Here is a 17,655-nt window from a genome sequence, read left to right as displayed (position 1 = left end):
ACAAGAAATACGGATACTCCATTATGGCAACACTGCACGCTCCAGCTTTTGAACTTCCTGAAATTTTGAATACGAAAACCAATTTGGCAGATGCCCGAATTGGTGCACAAGTCATTGAGTGTTCAGATGATTTCTTTGCAGAAGCAAAGCGTATGCTGCAATTTGAAGCACCTGTTTTTGTTGAAGATAAATTCGATGACAACGGCAAATGGATGGACGGTTGGGAAACGCGTCGTAAGCGTCATGCGGGCTATGACTGGTGCATTGTAAAACTAGGTGTAAGTGGGAAAATCAGTGCGCTTGATATCGATACCAGCTTTTTTACAGGAAATTATCCCGCTTCTGCATCATTAGAAGCTTGTTATGCACCAAATGGTGACCTTACAGAAGCAAAATGGGAGAGTGTTTTAGAAAATACTGAACTAGGCCCAAGCCAGCATCATATTTTTATGGTCAATAATGATGCACTTTTCACTCATATACGCCTCAATATTTTCCCAGATGGTGGTATTGCCCGTTTACGTGTCTATGGTGATGTTCATATTCAGGTGACTGATAGCGAGCAAACACTCGATTTATTAGCCCTCGAAAATGGTGGCCGCGTAGTTGCCTATAGCGATGCCCATTTTGGACATCCGCGCAATTTGATTAATCCCGGCCGTGGCGTCAACATGGGTGATGGATGGGAAACCAAACGCCGCCGAGCACCGGGTTATGACTGGTGTATTCTTGCTCTGGGTAAAGGTGGGAAAATTGATAAGCTTGAAATTGATACAGCTCACTTTAAAGGGAATTTCCCTGCCCAAGTATCCATTCAGGCGGTTTACCTTGAAAATGCAACCGATGCACAATTGATTCCACAGAGTATGTTCTGGGCTTATTTACTTGAAGCTCAACCGATGCAAATGGACCATATTCATGAATATGTGAATGAGATTTTACAGCATGAAAAAATCTCTCATATTCGTATCAACATGATTCCAGATGGCGGCATTAGCCGTGTACGTTTATGGGGGAAAATTGCCCAGTCATGATCATGAATAATGTCCAAATTCAGCCCTTAACCATTGAGAACTTTCAGCCCTTCGGAGAAGTTATTTGTTGTGACGGGCATGACTTTTTTCATATTAATGATGCACACACCGAGCGCTACCACGCGCTCGTTGAAACAGAAATTGAAGGTGAAGCAAAAGCAGGAATCAGTATTTTCCGTAATATTAAGGCCAGTGTTTTGCCTCTGGAAATTTCAATGCTAGAGCGTCATCCGAAAGGCTCTCAGGCATTTATTCCATTACAACAGCAAAAGTTCTTAATTATTGTGGCACCTGCTTTGGACGAGAATACTCCCGATATTTCAAAATTATGTGCATTCGTTTCAAATGGTAAGCAAAGCATCAATTATCGGGCAGGTACATGGCATCATCCTTTGCTTACCTTTGAAGCACCGAGTGATTTTGCAGTAGTGGATCGAATTGGAGGCGGAGCGAATTGTGATGTTTTTCAATTTCCACACGCTATAAAAATTACTGTCTAAAATAAAATATACAGATCTGTCTATTTTAGTTTGATGGCAGCAATCGTTATAGTGATTTGCAATAATCTAGGTTTACATAAAAACCCCGCCTATTAAGCGGGGTTTTTTTTAATTCTATTTTAAACAGTGATATCGGCTAAGTTACCTTTCTGCTCAAGCCACTGTTTACGATCTGCTGAACGTTTTTTGGCAAGTAATTTATCGAGTAAACCTGCCGTAAAATGAGCATCATCAAGGTCGAGCTGCACTAAACGACGAGTATTTGGATCCATAGTCGTTTCACGTAGCTGAATCGCGTTCATCTCACCCAATCCTTTGAATCGGGTAATTTGCGGATTACGATTGCCTTTCACATTTTTCAAGATGACTTCGAGCTCATCATCATCTAAGGCGTAGAAGACATCTTTACCAATGTCGATACGGAACAATGGTGGCATCGCCACATACAAATGGCCTTCTTCCACCAGTGTCGGAAAGTGTTTAACGAATAGCGCACATAACAAAGTGGCAATATGTAAACCATCGGAGTCCGCATCGGCCAAAATACAAACTTTGCCATAACGTAGCTCGGATAAATCATCACTACCCGGGTCTACCCCAATTGCGATCGCAATATCGTGAACCTCTTGAGAAGCTAAAACTTCATCTGAAGAAACTTCCCACGTATTTAAGATCTTTCCACGAATTGGCATGATGGCCTGAAAGTTTTTATCGCGTGCTTGCTTGGCACTACCACCTGCCGAGTCACCCTCGACAATAAAGAGTTCACTGTCTTCACGAGTTTGCCCCACACAGTCAGCCAATTTACCCGGTAATGCAGGACCAGAAACAATCTTTTTACGCTCAACTTTTTTAGCAGCTTTTAAACGACGACCCGCTTTAGAAATCGCCATTTCTGCCAATTGCATGGCAATTTCAGCATGTTGGTTTAGCCAAAGTGAAAAAGCATCTTTGGCAATATTTAAAACAATATTAGATGCTTCTCGACTAGAAAGGCGCTCTTTGGTTTGACCTGAAAACTGCGGTTCTTGGAACTTGAGTGATAAAATATAGTTCACACCATCCCAAACATCTTCTGCGGATAGTTTGAGGTTACGTGGTAGCAAATTACGTAGTTCACAAAACTCACGTAACGCTTCGGTAACCCCCGAACGTAAACCGTTCACATGAGTACCGCCTTGCGCGGTTGGAATTAGGTTTACGTAACTTTCTTGAACCTGCTCACCACCTTCTACATTCCAGCAAATTGCAAATTCACACGCCGCACGATCTGCCTGACCATTACTCACGAAAGCGGGATTTGGCAAGATTTCACGGTCTTGCAACTCATCCATCAAATAATCGACGAGGCCATTTTCAAATTGCCATTCAATTTTTTCATCGTTAATTTGATCAATATAAATAATTTTTAAGCCTGCGGCTAAAACAGCTTTGGCTTTTAAATTATGTTTAAGGGCTTTTAAAGCGAATTTCGGACTATCAAAATATTTAGTTTCAGGCCAAAAATGTACCGTTGTACCTGTCGCACGTTTTGGTGCCTTACCCTCTAGCACAGCTAAAGGCGCAACAGGCTCACCTTGCTCAAATGCCATTTGGTATAGGTTACCCTGACGTTGTACTTCGACCTCAACACGTGTTGATAAAGCATTTACAACTGAAATTCCCACACCATGTAAACCACCAGAAAACTGGTAGTTATCGGTACTGAATTTACCACCAGCATGCAATTTGGTCAGAATTATTTCGATACCACTTTGGCCATATTCAGGATGAATATCGACCGGCATACCACGGCCATTATCTTCAACCGACAATGAACCATCTTTATAAACCGTGACACATATTTTGTCGGCATGACCCGCTAATGCTTCATCAACAGCATTATCAATAACTTCCTGAGCTAAATGGTTAGGTCGAGTCGTATCGGTATACATCCCTGGACGACGACGAACAGGGTCTAAACCGGAAAGGACTTCAAGCGATTGAGCCGTATATTGTGTCACGTTGTACGTTTTCCTTATTTGATGGTGTGCGCAAAGAATTCGATCACTAACGGTAATTTTTCTTCAAAATCTTCCATAGCATGATTGCCATGAGCATCCGTCAAAATCAATGAGGATGGCGTTGCAGCACTATAATAGCGTTGTGCTTGACGATAATCCAAAATTTCATCGCCTTGTTGCAATAAGACGAGTATTTTGTCGGCATTTTCAGGCTGTTTCAGTTCAAGTTGCTGCAACTGTCGTAGCTGAACATGATCAATCGACCATTGATCATTCACCACATAGGGCATGCTTTCAACCTGAAATAACTCATCAAACAACTTCCATGGTTGCATAGCAGGGTTAATCAGTACAGCCGGAATATTATATTTCGCGACAAAGTATGTCGCAAAAAAACCACCTAAACTGCTACCTACAAGTGCAACATCATCCAAACTTTCAATAAGCTCTGAAACTTGCCCAACCACCTGATCTGGAGATCTATTGAGGTTTGGCAAATGCACATTAATCCCTAATTCGCTACAATACTGCCTTAAGCTCAATCCTTTAATCGAAAGAGAGCTACTATTAAAACCATGGAGGTAGATAATATTCATATATTTCCCTCTAAATTGAGACAAATTTCACAATTTTATTCTCAGTTTGTATAGAAAAGCACAATTGTTAGACAAGAAAAAGCACTCAACTAACCATTCATCAGTATTTTAAAAAAATGTGTTATTTAAACTACTAAGATGGAAACGTTTACTGCCGTTGATAAAAAGTACAGCTTAAAACGTCGGTTATAACGTATATGGGGAAAAGATATGCCGAGCTTAACACCACTACATGAAACTTATTGTAAATGGGATCGTACGCCACCTAGTCAGGCAGACGTACTAGAAGGTTTAGCTCAACTGTTCAGCACCAGCTTAAATGGTGTACATGAATTAATACAAGTTATTAATATTGAAGTCTTAAAAAATGCTTTTGGTATTAGCACACAAAACGCTAAAAACTTTCAAAAACGACCATTTGTACAAAAGGCATATCAATTTTCTTATGGCGCTTTACAAAAATATGGTCGTTATTTTTTAGCACCCGGTTTGCGTCGCATTATTGAAAAATATCCAACACTTCATGAAAAACCACTCACCCCAAGCCTACATTTTTTGGTGGGAATTTTGAATGGTGTTTTTGGGGATTACCTACTTAAACAACATAGTCCACTTGCCCTACCGATAGTGCTATACGATCACTACGGAGCTATACAGCAAGGTGAGCTGGCTGGCCGTATTGTAATTATGGTTCACGGTTTGTGTATGAATCATCTGACTTGGTCAAACGCCCATTACGGTGGTATTGGGGAACGTCTTTTAGCCCAGCGTGACCATAACACCATGCTGTATTTAAATTACAATACAGGGCGACGTATTTCGGCCAATGGACGCAGTTTCTCAAACTTATTAGAAGATCTCGTAAAAAATAATCCAAGAATTACCAGCATTGATGTGATTGGCCACAGTATGGGTGGGCTGGTTTCTCGTAGTGCATTGTTCTACGGTAAACAAAATATGTACCAATGGATACATATGGTCGAGAATCTGGTGTGTATTGGTTCCCCACATCATGGCGCGGTCTTGGAGCGCTTTGGTTTTACCATACAAGATAAGCTGGGGGCTTTCCCTTTTGTAGGTTTACTTGGTCAACTGGTTAATATTCGCAGTAACGGTATTTTAGACTTACGCCACGGTAGTGTTCGTGATGATGACTGGGAATATATGGATGCCCGAATTGGTATGATGGACGATAATCGTGCCCCTGCTCCTTTGCCTTCTCATATCAATACTTTTTTAGTGGCAGGAACACTCGAATTTGAAAAAGTACGCAATAAAGCGCTTACTGTGATTGGTGATTACTTAGTGAGTGTGAAAAGCGCGCTGGGTGAACACCCTAATCCACGCTTTCAGCTTAAAGTTCCAGATTCGCATAAAGCTGTGTTTTATGGCTTAAATCACTTTGAAATTCAGTATCATTCAAGCGTTGCCGAACAGATCACTCGCTGGCTATATCCTCATGCGAATGATTATGTGCAAGAAGGTATTCAAACTCATATTATTGATATGCCGAACTATACGCTCGAAGATTTAGAAGGCATTGTAGAGACGTAAAAAAAGCCCAACTTATGTTGGGCTTTTCTAATTAATTAGCTTTTGTAGCAGGAAGAGCCCCTATTGTTTCACATCCTAAAGTAGAGGAAATATATTTTAAGTTACTATTAAAAATAGTTTTGACAGATTGTATTTTTCCCGTTTTATAAGATTTTATATTTGCCAGATAAATATATTTCCCTTTTTTTGAATCATATGTTAACTGATCTCCTTGTAAGATATCTGTCGACTTACTTTTATCCTCACTATCTGAATTTAAAACTGGCACTTCAATAAATTTATTATTTATCAAATTATAAAAGTATGCATTTGCAGTGAAATTTTTATATGGCTCTTTCATATAATCTATATTACTATTTTCCCGAATTCTAAAAGCCACAATATTTTTATCATTGTACAACAATGTAAAATCAACATCAGATTTTAAAGGAACCTTACTTTCAAAAATATTATACACTTCTTTTTTGTTTAAAATTTGAACTCCATATTTTTTAAAGAATATTTAATCTCTTTTTAATTTTTATTAATGTTCCCAAAATCCACTAATTTAATTTTTAAATTAGGATTTATAACTGTATATTTATTATAAGAATCTATATATTCTATAGGTGAATTTATTTGAGTGGAATCTTGTAAATAATCATTCCACTCACTATTTTCTTTTGCATAATAGATATTGAAAGAAACACTACAAGCTATCATCATTGCAAAAGAGTTTAGAAATTCCACAAACACCTCAAATATAAAAATTATAAATTAATAGTTTTTATTTAACCATTTTTTAACTTCAGAAATAGTTTTGTATTTATAGTAAACTTCCCCCTCTGCTATGCCTTCAAAACCTTCTGAATTATTACCTAGTATATTTGTTATATTTTTCAAGCTTAAACCATTGTTTCCAATAATTTGATATAAACTAATTTTATACATTTCACCTTCTATTTGTGGGGTACAACAGTAATATGATGAATTAAGAACAATTAATATAGGAGGTTTTCCTTTGTTTGTTTTATAGATACTAACAGCTAAAAGTTTAGGACTTTCTTTAGCTGCAAAATCAGAGTAATCACCAACAAATGTCTTTTTCTCTTGATTTTCTAGATAACCTTTCAGAGAGGAACCTTCTGCAGATTCACACATATAATTATAGAATTTATAATCATTTTTTTTAAATATACTTAAGTTTACTATCTCCTCAATATTACATTGATCCTTTGCAAATAAATTCTGAGAATATATTAAAGATGATATGACAAACAGAATAGTAGTAAAATATTTTTTCATTTCATAAACACTATATTAAATAAAAATCTTTCTTGCCTGAACAAAATGTGCTCGGCGGTCAGCATATGAGTTTGTAGCTTCATTAATTACTTTTGTGATAGCGTCTACCTGTTCTCCATTAGCTCCTCTATCAGCAACATCATAAAGCTTAAATTTCAACCAAAATCTAATAGCAGATCTAACCGCATATTTAGGTTGTTCAATTAATTCAGGATTCTTCACAAAATCAACTTTCTCTCCCGGCCATATAGTTGAGTACATATTAGTTAGATCTTGATAATTATTCTTCCCTGTTAATTGTTTTAATCCTCTTCCTAAATATTTCCAACCATCACCAAGAGAAGTATTACCTAATTTATATTTAGCGCTACGATAATTATCGTCATACATACGATTAGCAATTACTTCTCCATTTGCTGGTCCCTGCCCTCTTTTATATCCATCAATATCTGCTTGTGCATGATGAGTTCTGTAATAGCCTATTTGTTTCAATGCTGTTGGTCCCATATATTCCACTTGCTCTCTCAATGAAAAAGAGCTACCAACTTCTTGTCTAACTTGAGCCATAAAATGGGCTTGTCTCAATCTAGTATCCAATTTATAGCCACTTAAATCGCTATTTAGTTCATCTAAAATTGGTTGCATTTTTGTAGTAGAAGCTTTTGGCCACATTTTTTTCATTTGGTCCATTGTAATTAATATATCAACTTTAACTTTTTTATTAATCTCTGGATCATTCTGTGCCGTACTGCCTTTTGTTATATCTACATCCAGATGGAACTCAACAGGGTTGTTTTTGACTCGTGTTGCCATATAGGCTTGTGTCTTTAAAGGCTTACCATCAGGCTTATACACCGTAAATTCTAGTTTCTGCCCTACCATGCTTTGTAATGGTAATTTTCCATTCGATATACTAAAAAGCTGTTTTTACCATTCTCTACAACTAACATTTCCACATTAGTTTTTTCTACAATGTAGTCACTTCCATCTCGATCTAAAATTTTAATCGTAGATGCACTTTTAAACTTTTCATAAGGCTCATCTAATTTAATAAAAGTTGGTTGGGAACTACCGTTAGCAGAGTTTATTGAACTTTTTAAAACAAATGTATCATTTGATGTTAATACTAAGACCTCTATATCTCTATTAGGTGATGAGCATACTTCTACTATGCCTTCATCATTTGTATATTTATCGGGTGAATTTCCTTTACCTTTTGGTCGTGATTGAACAGGAAAGTTTTTCATAACTTTTCCATTCATATCAACAATTTTAAAAAAAGTGCTTACAATTCCTTTGGTTGATCTGGATTGCTTTAGTTGTTTATATTCATCAATTGTTTTTGGCAACTGGACTTTAATAGGATTTTTTTCTGAGGAATGAATAGAAGAGTTTAACGTTTTAAATACTGTATAATCTTTTTGATTAGGAGGTTTTGCTAATATTTCAACAGTTCTATTTGGTGAGGCCTGAAAAACAAACAAACCCAAATTATTTGTTTTTTGGCTATTAGCATTTAATGAATCTTTATATCTAGATTGTACATTTAAGTTAATAATCTGCTTTCCAGATTTATCATAAAACTTAGTAGTAATAGTGACTAATTTACTCATTAATCAAAACTCCTCTTCTGTATAGACGTCATCATTTTCTTCGTCATACAAAAGTGTTTCTTCTAAAAGCTCATCAATATTTTCACTATCAGGCATATTTTGCTTTAACTGAATATAATCCGAATTAAAAATCATTGCAGTAAAGTCTGCTTCTTCTGGTGTATAAAACCGTAATGAACTTAAATTATTTTTCTTATCAAGCTCATTTTTATAAGTTTTTATAAGGCTAGTGTTCTTTTTATTTATAATAAATAGTTCTTTTTTACCTTCCGAATTTATATTCCAGTTATAGTTAATTTTATTACTAAAAGGTGTTTTTATAGTGGGTAAACTTATCTTGGGAACAACAATATTTGCGCCACTCATAAATAAATGCTGACCGGCCTTAACCTCCAGCTTGCCTCCAGTTACTGGGAAAATACCTGAACCATTAATCTTGAGTTGTGAACCGTCCGCAGTGAGTATAATTTCTTTTGGGCTAATTATTTCGATTCTATCTTCTGTTGAAATAATCTGTATTCCTTTTCGTGCAATGATATCCGTACCATCACTTTGTGCTTGTAACTCGATTTTGCCCTTACCCGCATACATTCTTGCTCCATCTTGAGCTGCAAAAAAACTTATCTTATTTTGGGCATGAGCAATCAAATTCTTTTGAGTACTCAGGTTAATACTATCACCAGCAATTTGGCTAATCTGTCCATCTGCACTCAGATGAATGTCTTCATTACTTGCAACCGCTATACTATTTGGCGCACTTAATACCATAATCGCTTGTTTAAATGCAGCAGCTTTATCTTTGTCTTGCTGTTCAATCTGATTTAAAAAGGTTTTTAAATGATCAAGAACTTCCAACGGATCTGTCTGCTGATTTTTAGCAACTTCACTTAGAGCTTTGCTATTGTTTAACCCGCCTTCAAGTTGCTGTTTGGTTTCATTCGCATCAAGGTGATGTCCTTGCGCTTGATCTTGTTTATACGTAGTAATATATAAGCCACTACCTGCACGCACGGCTCCCCAAGCATCTGTTCTCAACTCAAAACCTTCTCCACGACCTTGGCTAGTCGCCTGCTCTTTAGGATGGCTTAAATTACCTAAATTCAGCTGTGTTGCTGCATGGCTACTTTGTAGTTGGGTACTGATTTGCCCTGTTGTGTCATCAAATCGTAATTGGTTAAACCCACTGCCACTAACTTCCTGACTACGAATACCACTCAGTTTTTTAGTATCGGGAAGCTGTCCTTTCACATCAAACTTGGTTGGTGAACGCTGTGCTTCATGGATTCGTCCCGTCACAAATGGACGATCAATATTGCCATCAAAGAAGTCAATGACCACTACTTCACCAATACGCGGCAAGAAGCGTGCTCCATAACCTTCACCCGCCCACGGAGTCAGTACATCGACCCAAGCCGAGTCGGTATCATTGTCATTGCTACCTGCGCCACCATCATGGCCATGATCATCACTACGGGTAAACAGAAAATGGACCTTAATGCGCCCCCATTCATCGACATGAATGGTTTCTCCCTCTGGTCCCACGACTTTCGCTCTTTGTGGGTAGGCAATCGGACGATGCTGTTCTGGATTATATTCAGGTGTCGTTTTGATTTGACGGCGAATTAAAGTCAGCTCATTACCTTGACGCTCAATATCGTCATAACCGTGTTTGTCCCATCGACTTTGGGTTAGTAACTGACTAACTTGCTGATGTAAGTCTTTAGGTAAATTGTTTTGGTTGTAGAAATTTTTAGCGATAATCAGGAACTCTTGATCAACCCCTTCATGTTGATCAACTTCAGGATGCTCTCGGAGATTAAACCAATAGCCGACTTGGCTATCTCGAACACTGCTATAAGCTTTGAAGTATTTGGCCTGACTGGCATACATGTCATTAAATTGCTGATTCAGTTTCTCTAGCTGATTACTAGTTGAAGCAGTAGCCTGATCCTCACCTTTTAAATCTTGCATCCAAGCAGGACTCATGTGCCATGCTTGCTCAAGGCTTAAACTCGCTGAATCAAAGTTATCTGAATGTGTATGGGTCGTGATGACGGAACCAGCGCCTTCTTCTTGTGCTAAGGCATCGGGCTGCCAGCGTTGCACATGTACCGCAGTCGGCTGCAAACTCCGCACCGCAACAAACCCTGTAATACTATCTTGATATTCTGTCGCACTACTGCGGTGATAGCGAATGCTACGGCGTGCTAAAGCTTGGTACTGGTTATTATCATCAATTAATCTAAGCTTTTGGGCCTGTACTGGAGCAGTAAAATGAGGAACAAAAAGCTCTGATTCATCAATTAGCCAACTAACACCTTCACTTCGCCATAAACGCGTAAGAAAGTCATAGTCGGATTCATTATGCTGCATGATAAATGGGCGAGTATCATAACTCTGGCTTAACCCACTCAGGTCTAGGCTTAAACTTGTCGCAAAAAGTGGACTTTTTTCTTGCCACTCTTTGAATAGAACTTCGGTAATTTCTACAATACTTTTATTCATAAAAACACGACTATTACGGCGTTTATGCCATAAATTTGTCGCGTCTTTTAAGGTCAATTTATAAAGCGTTAAAGCGCCATCACTTTGCCCATAACTGGCTTCAGTCACAATTCCTGTAGTTCGAAACAATTGGCCAGAATCTGTAACCTGATCAACAGCAACCTGAACGCCTATAAACTGCTTCAATGCAATTTGGGCACTCGTCGAAAGGCAAATTAACTCAGCTTCAATTCCCCCATTTAGCTGATGTTGGCCTTCTATACGTTGTAAAAAAACTTGGTGATTAAGCAATTCATTAGAAAATTGCACGTGGATCGCGCGTTTCTGTGCACTTAATCCTATTTTTTCCAAAACATTAAAGATATTAAAAAACATTTTTTATAATCATAAGGATATAAAACGGCTGCACTTTATAAAAAACAGAACTATCTGTCTATATCATTATGCTTTTTTTCAATTCATTTTTTTATATTTTGATTAATTCTAAAACAATAAAAAAAGCCCAACATTATGTTGGGCTTTTTTTAATCTATTTAAACTCTTTTTTTAGCGGTCTTAAACACTGGATAGAAGCGGAACAATTGCCATAAACATACGAGTAATAGCAAAATGAAATAGACCAATGACCAAACTGGTAAAGACTGACCTAAAAAGGTCCAGTCAATTGCTGCACATTCACCTGAACCTGACAAGACTTCCTGTAAAACTGTTTTCATTGGTAAGGCATCAACTAAATAGTTTAAACCTGGACCACAGCTTGGTACTTGATCAGGTGGTAAATGTTGTAGCCAGACATGACGCCCTGCTACACCCACTGACCATAAAATTGCGATGCCAGCCAAAAATGCGTAAAAGCGTTTAACCGCATTGGAAACAGGGTTATGCAAAAATGCAATCAGTGCTACAAGGCCCATTGCCATTAAGCCAACACGTTGAAAAATACAGAGCGGACATGGCTCCAAACCTTTTACATGTTCCAGATACAACGCAAAAGACATGCCGACAATACTTGCTAAAACAAGTAGTCCACTCACCAAACGGTAACTTAATCGCATGTAAAACCTCATTTTATTATCGATATTGTTCAAGATATTGGTCAAAACTGACCTGAGTATCTTGCTCAAGTTGTTCTTGCTGCTGTAAAGATTGTGCAGCCAATTGCTCAAAATGTTTCAAGGTTTCCACACTAAGCTCATGCTGTTCATAACTTTCAGCATGTAACTGGGCCATGTGGCTACCAAAACTCCAAGTTCCACCATGCTTTAACGTATCGTCAATAACATGGGCTGACAAAGTTTCATCAACTTCATCAATTCGTGCTTGCATGATCGCTAATGCAGAACCATACAGCTCTGTTGCATAGGTCTGATCGAGTAACTGCGCACAACCTTGCATCTGAGCAATATACAAACGTGCCCAATCTTCGATGTGATAAGACCCGTTTAAATCTGTAATGGTTGCATTCGGCGCTCGGCCACGATTCACCACTTCAGTCTGGTTCTTTTCAATCAAATCTTGCTCAGGGCCTAACAGATCTGGGCTATCACTTAACAAGCAATAAAGTGCTAACACTTCAAGGAAGCCAGCCGTCGTTTCATCAACGCCAATTGACGAATATGGGTTTACATCAACAGCACGTAGTTCAACATAACCCACTCCTCGATTTTTCAAGGCTTGAGACGGCGTTTCACCCGCTTGAGGCACCTGTTTTGGACGTACGAGACTGTAATATTCATTCTCGATCTGCAAAACATGATCATTAATTTGCAACGGCTCACCAGCGGCATCATTTAACCCTAAACGGCTAAATGGTGGGTAAGGAGAATGAACGGCTTTTTGTAAACCATCCAAATAGCCAGTCAAATTGTTATAATGAATACCTAAGCTTTTTTGGGCTGAGTTTTGATAACCCAATCGCCCCATACGTAAAGCTGTAGCATACGGTAAATAGTATGAACCTTTGATTAAAGGCAACAACTGATGTTTATGTCCGGTCAAGAAACAACGACATACCGTTGGGCTCGCACCCACCAAAAACATAACCAGTGGCGTTAAACGGATAAAATTACGAATAAGACCAAAATAACGATGGCTACGATAATCCTGCAAACTTAATGATTTTAATTGTTCGTCAGTTTCATGAGCTTGTAGCTCGGCAAAAAGTGTATCTGGAAAAGATAAATTGTAATGCACACCTGAGATCGTCTGCATACGACGACCATAACGAATTCCTAACCCACGGCGATATAGTGTTTTAAAACGGCCAATATTAGAAGTGCCGTATTGTGCTAGACGAATTCGTTCTTCATTGTCATCTAACATGCATGGCATAGACAGCGGCCAAAGTTTTTCACCATTTTCTAAATGACGATGCACAACCGCATGAATATCTGTGAGCTCATGTAAAGCTTCACCAATGGTTGGCTTTGGAGAAGTAATAAACTCCATTAATGCTTCTGAATAATCAGTCGTAATTTGCGGATGTGTTAAAGCTGAACCTAATGCTTTTGGATGTAACTCTTGCGATAAGAACCCATTACTTTGCATACGTAGGCTTTCACGCTCTATTCCACGTAACATGCCTTGTAGTAGCGACGAATCCACCCAAGCAGGAATAACTGATTGAGATGGTGTAGTGGGTTGACTCATGCATTTGCTCGCTTATTAAAGATCACTATATACAAAATCGTGAGATGATACGGTTACTTATATAATCACATCATTCCAGTTTGGCAATTTTTATCACAATCTTGTTATTTAAGACACGAAAGAATTGTGATTTTATTGAAGAATAATTGCTAAAGAGTTGTCAATATCATGAACGATCAAGACATTTTAAACTTCTGGTTTTCACCTGAACACCGTTCACTTTGGTTTGCAAAAAGTGATGATTTTGACAAAAAAATTCGTGAAAATTTTTCTGACGTTCATCGACAGGCAACTCAAGCAGAACTCTGGTCTTGGCGAAAAACGGCTGAAGGCCGTCTGGCAGAGATTATTGTACTAGACCAGTTTTCTCGCAACATTTATCGTGATCAACCACAATCTTTTGCTTACGACAGCCTTGCTTTAGCTTTGGCACAAGAAGCGATTAGCTTGCAATTAGATGCACAGCTTAATCCAGAGCAACGCTCTTTTTTATATATGCCGTTTATGCATAGTGAATCAAAATTGATCCATGAGTTTGCGTTAAAACTATTTCAACGCCTCGGCAATGAAATTAATTTAAGCTTTGAGAAAAAGCATAAAGTGATTATCGATCGCTTTGGTCGTTATCCTCATCGCAATGCGATTCTAGGACGTGTCTCCACTCCAGAGGAAACCGAATTTTTATTAGAACCAAACAGTAGTTTTTAAAACTTCTTAATTTTTAACGCTGAGTCATTTATTTTTTAATGCTTAGCTGGGAGTTCATCATGAAATATCTCTCTCTTTGTTTAGCCTTAGGCACTGCCTTAACTCTAACTGCTTGTGCAACAACGCCAAGTAAACCAAGAACCTTTGATCAGCTTGGTCAGTTTTCAGCATATCCTTTAAATGCCCAAACTTTTCGGATTAGTTTTCAAGCAGACCCGAATATGAGCTATGGCGCAGCTGAAGAAATCACTTTGGTAAAATCAGCACAAACGACGGTACAAAAAGGTTTCCGCTTTTTTAAAGTGCAAAATGATCCAAGTAATCAAAGTCAGAAACCGCCACGTCAAGCCGTGGTTTACCCATCAGCTCCAAGTTTTTACCCATATGGTTATGGTCGTCGTTACCCGGGTTTCTGGCATGATCCGTTCTATGATTACCCACAAGTGGTCAATATCGATCCTGTTCAAGTGTCGTATACTATTGAATGTTATCGGGATCAGAAGCAAGCTCCTCAGGATGCTTTTGATGCAACCTTGATCTTGAAATCAATCGGACAAAAATATGGATTGAGTCCGACAGGAGAGCTGTTGCCACCGCCTGAGCCTCCAGTAAAACAAAAATGAATAGGATAAATTTATGAACATGGCAGAAGAAGTCCACCACGTGCCCAGTCTTAAACGTAGCAAATATTTTGCCACTCTAGCGCTTATTATTGTCGTTGTGCTGTGGGTTGCACTGATGGTAGCCGACCGTTTTCTGCCAGAGTACACAGGTTTTATTCATATTTTAATGTTAGGGGCTGAAGCCGGCGTGGTAGGTGGTTTAGCCGACTGGTACGCGATTACAGTTCTATTTCGGAACCCATTTGGTAAGTTACCGATTCCTAAGTTTTTAAGGGACCACACAGAGATTATTCCACGCAACAAAGCACGCATTGCAGAGTCAATGGGCCGTTTTGTACAGGAAAATTTTCTTTCGCCTCAAGTGGTAGAGCGAAGCTTAGAAAAAACTGACTTAAGCCTCGCAATTGGTCAATGGTTAGCAAGTCCACAAAACAATACGCAAGTGGTACAGCTTATTCAGCAAACTGTTCCGAAAATTTTTGAGTTTGTTAGCCAAGATCAAATTGCCAACTTTGTGCAAAACAATAGTGTGCAATGGGTGCGTAATACCGAAGTCAATAAACTCGCAAGTGAAATGCTCCGCGCGGTATTGGAAAATGATTTCCACCAAGACGTTTTACAGCGTGGTCTCGATATCGCCCATGAATGGGTGGTACAAAACCCAGATAAAACTCGTGAATTAACTCGAAAAATGTTTAAAGCACTTGGTGTCTGGTCACTTGCAAAAGGCGCAAGCTGGATTGGTATTGATGTTCAACAACGCACCATCGACTCACTCGTTGAAAAAGTAGAATCGATGCTGGCAGACCCTGAACACCCATGGCGACAAGAAATTGAAACCATTGCCCACTCACTCATGCTAGAGCTGGCAAAACCAGACAGTGCTGCCAGCCAACGCCTAAACAGCGGTAAAGATGCTCTTTTAGACAGCCCGCAAGTCCTAAATTTCATCAGTGGTGCTGTCACCATTTTGTGTGATGCCATTAAAGAAGATTTAATGAAAAAAGACTCAGGTATTGCAATGAACCTTCGGGCTGCTATTCAGCAACTCGGTGAAAATCTTGTTCAAAATGCCAAAGTACGTGAAGTGTTGAACAAAGAAATGACAGGCCTTGCGCTGACTTTTACAGATCAATATAGCCATAAAATCATACGCTATGTCAGCGAACGCATTCATGAATGGGATTCGCGCGAAATGATTGGAAAAATTGAAAACGAAGTCGGTGGCGACTTACATATGATCCGTGTGAACGGCGTTGTAGTCGGGGCATTTATTGGTTTAACACTCGGTGTAATTCGGGCAGTGATTGAATCAATTTTATAACTTTAAATATTTTTATAAGAGAACAATATGCTACAGCTTCAGTCAAAATTGGCCACTCAAGGCGTGACTATTTTTAGCACCATGACGGCAATGGCACATCGACTAGGTGCACTCAACCTGTCACAAGGTTTTCCAGATTTTCCGGCACCACAGGCCTTACTGGAAGCCTTATCTCAGGCGACGTTGGCTGGGCATAATCAATATCCACCTGGCGATGGTATTCTCGCTTTACGTGAACAGCTTGCTTTACAATTTAAGCAACGCGACCAACTTCAACTTGATCCTGTAACGCAAATTACCATTACTCCCGGCGCAACCATTGCAATTTTTTGTGCCATACAGGCATGCATTAATGCGGGCGATGAAGTTATTATTTTTGATCCAAGTTACGACAGTTATGGGCCTTCAGTACAATTAGCTGGTGGTAAAGCCATCCACATCGCTCTTGAAGCACCCGACTTTAAAGTGAACTGGCAACAGGTTAAAGATCTGATTAACGACAAAACTCGAATGATTGTGGTGAATACTCCCCATAATCCAACAGGCACAATCTGGGATAAACAGGATTGGTTAGAACTCATTGCACTGATTCAAGATAAAAACATTGTGATTTTATCCGATGAAGTCTATGAACACTTGGTCTTTGATGGTCAACAACACTTCAGCGCATTGCATTTTCCAGAGCTCAGAGAGCGTAGTTTTGTGATCGGTTCTTTTGGAAAGACCTTTCATGTAACAGGCTGGAAAACAGGTTATTGCGTCGCTTCACCTGAGTTAATGCGTTTATTCCGCCAAATTTACCAATATGCGAATTTCTGTGGCACAACACCTTGTCAGATTGCCCTAGCGCAATATATGGAGCAACATCCAGAACATATTCAAGAGCTGCCACAGTTTTACCAAACTAAGCGAGATCGTTTTAATCAGGCGATTCACCATAGCCGTTTCTTGCTAAAACCGTCTCAAGGTACTTATTTTCAAAATCTCGATTACAGCCAAATTCGGCCTGACCTGAACGATGTTGAAATGTGCCAGTTTCTAGCAGAACAACATAAGATTGTGGCTATCCCAGTTTCGGTTTTCTACAAGCAAGCGCCGGAGTCTTTGCGTTTGATTCGTTTCTGCTTTGCTAAAAATGATGAGACATTGCAAAAAGCAGGAGAAATTCTGAATCAATGTTAATAAATTTAGCCACTTAGCATAGTAAAAACACTACAAGCCATTTGCTCTAACTATGCTAAGTTGGATATCTGCCCCGCTCA

The 17,655-nt window shown here is 38.9% G+C and carries 13 protein-coding genes and 2 pseudogenes; 7 read left to right on the top strand and 8 right to left on the bottom strand.

Translation table 11 applies throughout. From position 1 onward, the window contains the following. Window positions 1-23 precede the first annotated feature (23 nt). Window positions 24-1,034: an allantoicase gene (alc, locus tag RMB03_RS05020; protein WP_311074384.1), complete on the top strand. Its 1,011-nt coding sequence runs from the start codon at window positions 24-26 to the stop codon at window positions 1,032-1,034. After that, window positions 1,031-1,534, top strand: a complete 504-nt coding sequence (locus RMB03_RS05015) for an ureidoglycolate lyase (protein ID WP_205675739.1) — start codon at window positions 1,031-1,033, stop codon at window positions 1,532-1,534. The genes alc and RMB03_RS05015 overlap by 4 nt, the downstream gene beginning before the upstream one ends. A gap of 119 nt (window positions 1,535-1,653) precedes the next feature. Here the strand turns inward: RMB03_RS05015 and parE are convergent, their stop codons facing one another. Together parE and RMB03_RS05005 are read right to left on the bottom strand one after the other, a co-directional pair. After that, complete coding sequence (parE, locus tag RMB03_RS05010) at window positions 1,654-3,537, bottom strand: DNA topoisomerase IV subunit B (RefSeq protein ID WP_151744183.1); 1,884 nt, start codon at window positions 3,535-3,537, stop codon at window positions 1,654-1,656. A gap of 14 nt (window positions 3,538-3,551) precedes the next feature. Then, window positions 3,552-4,133: a YqiA/YcfP family alpha/beta fold hydrolase gene (locus RMB03_RS05005; protein WP_311074379.1), complete on the bottom strand. Its 582-nt coding sequence runs from the start codon at window positions 4,131-4,133 to the stop codon at window positions 3,552-3,554. Window positions 4,134-4,343: 210 nt separating this feature from the next. Between RMB03_RS05005 and RMB03_RS05000 the strand changes: the two genes are divergently transcribed. After that, a complete protein-coding gene (locus RMB03_RS05000) occupies window positions 4,344-5,687 on the top strand; it encodes an alpha/beta hydrolase (RefSeq protein ID WP_003654142.1) in 1,344 nt (447 codons plus the stop codon). A gap of 31 nt (window positions 5,688-5,718) precedes the next feature. Here RMB03_RS05000 and RMB03_RS04995 read toward each other — a convergent pair. The 6 genes and pseudogenes from RMB03_RS04995 to gshA form a co-directional block, all read right to left on the bottom strand. Beyond that, window positions 5,719-6,392: pseudogene (locus tag RMB03_RS04995) on the bottom strand (hypothetical protein). 51 nt (window positions 6,393-6,443) lie between these two features. Next, window positions 6,444-6,971, bottom strand: a complete 528-nt coding sequence (locus RMB03_RS04990; RefSeq protein ID WP_311074376.1) for a hypothetical protein — start codon at window positions 6,969-6,971, stop codon at window positions 6,444-6,446. 15 nt (window positions 6,972-6,986) lie between these two features. Then, window positions 6,987-8,584: pseudogene (locus tag RMB03_RS04985) on the bottom strand (glycoside hydrolase family 19 protein). Between the two features lie 3 nt (window positions 8,585-8,587). Further along, on the bottom strand, window positions 8,588-11,464 hold the full coding sequence (locus tag RMB03_RS04980) for a type VI secretion system Vgr family protein (RefSeq protein WP_311074374.1): 2,877 nt from the start codon (window positions 11,462-11,464) through the stop codon (window positions 8,588-8,590). A 158-nt stretch (window positions 11,465-11,622) separates the two neighbouring features. Continuing rightward, window positions 11,623-12,144, bottom strand: coding sequence for a disulfide bond formation protein B (locus RMB03_RS04975; RefSeq protein WP_062850310.1), 522 nt, complete (start codon window positions 12,142-12,144; stop codon window positions 11,623-11,625). A 16-nt stretch (window positions 12,145-12,160) separates the two neighbouring features. Then, window positions 12,161-13,738 (bottom strand): glutamate--cysteine ligase, encoded by a 1,578-nt coding sequence (gshA, locus tag RMB03_RS04970; protein ID WP_311074371.1) that lies wholly within the window; start codon window positions 13,736-13,738, stop codon window positions 12,161-12,163. 168 nt (window positions 13,739-13,906) lie between these two features. Here gshA and RMB03_RS04965 point away from each other — a divergent pair, with 168 nt between their 5' ends. From RMB03_RS04965 to RMB03_RS04950, 4 genes are read left to right on the top strand one after another with little or no spacing between them, the layout of a single operon-like run. Continuing rightward, complete coding sequence (locus RMB03_RS04965; protein ID WP_017391070.1) at window positions 13,907-14,446, top strand: DUF924 family protein; 540 nt, start codon at window positions 13,907-13,909, stop codon at window positions 14,444-14,446. A gap of 59 nt (window positions 14,447-14,505) precedes the next feature. Next, window positions 14,506-15,069, top strand: coding sequence for a CC0125/CC1285 family lipoprotein (locus RMB03_RS04960; protein WP_004640061.1), 564 nt, complete (start codon window positions 14,506-14,508; stop codon window positions 15,067-15,069). Between the two features lie 13 nt (window positions 15,070-15,082). After that, window positions 15,083-16,393 carry a DUF445 domain-containing protein gene (locus RMB03_RS04955; RefSeq protein ID WP_132070649.1) on the top strand — a complete coding sequence of 437 codons (1,311 nt, stop codon included), beginning with the start codon at window positions 15,083-15,085 and terminating at the stop codon, window positions 16,391-16,393. Between the two features lie 27 nt (window positions 16,394-16,420). Next, entirely contained in the window at window positions 16,421-17,575 is a 1,155-nt protein-coding gene (locus tag RMB03_RS04950; RefSeq protein ID WP_311074365.1) for a pyridoxal phosphate-dependent aminotransferase, read from the top strand. The last annotated feature ends 80 nt before the right edge of the window (window positions 17,576-17,655 follow it).

This window comes from Acinetobacter sp. V91_7, from assembly GCF_031799075.1.
Classification (GTDB): Bacteria; Pseudomonadota; Gammaproteobacteria; order Pseudomonadales; family Moraxellaceae; genus Acinetobacter; species Acinetobacter calcoaceticus.
This window is presented reverse-complemented; position numbering and strand designations above follow the sequence as displayed.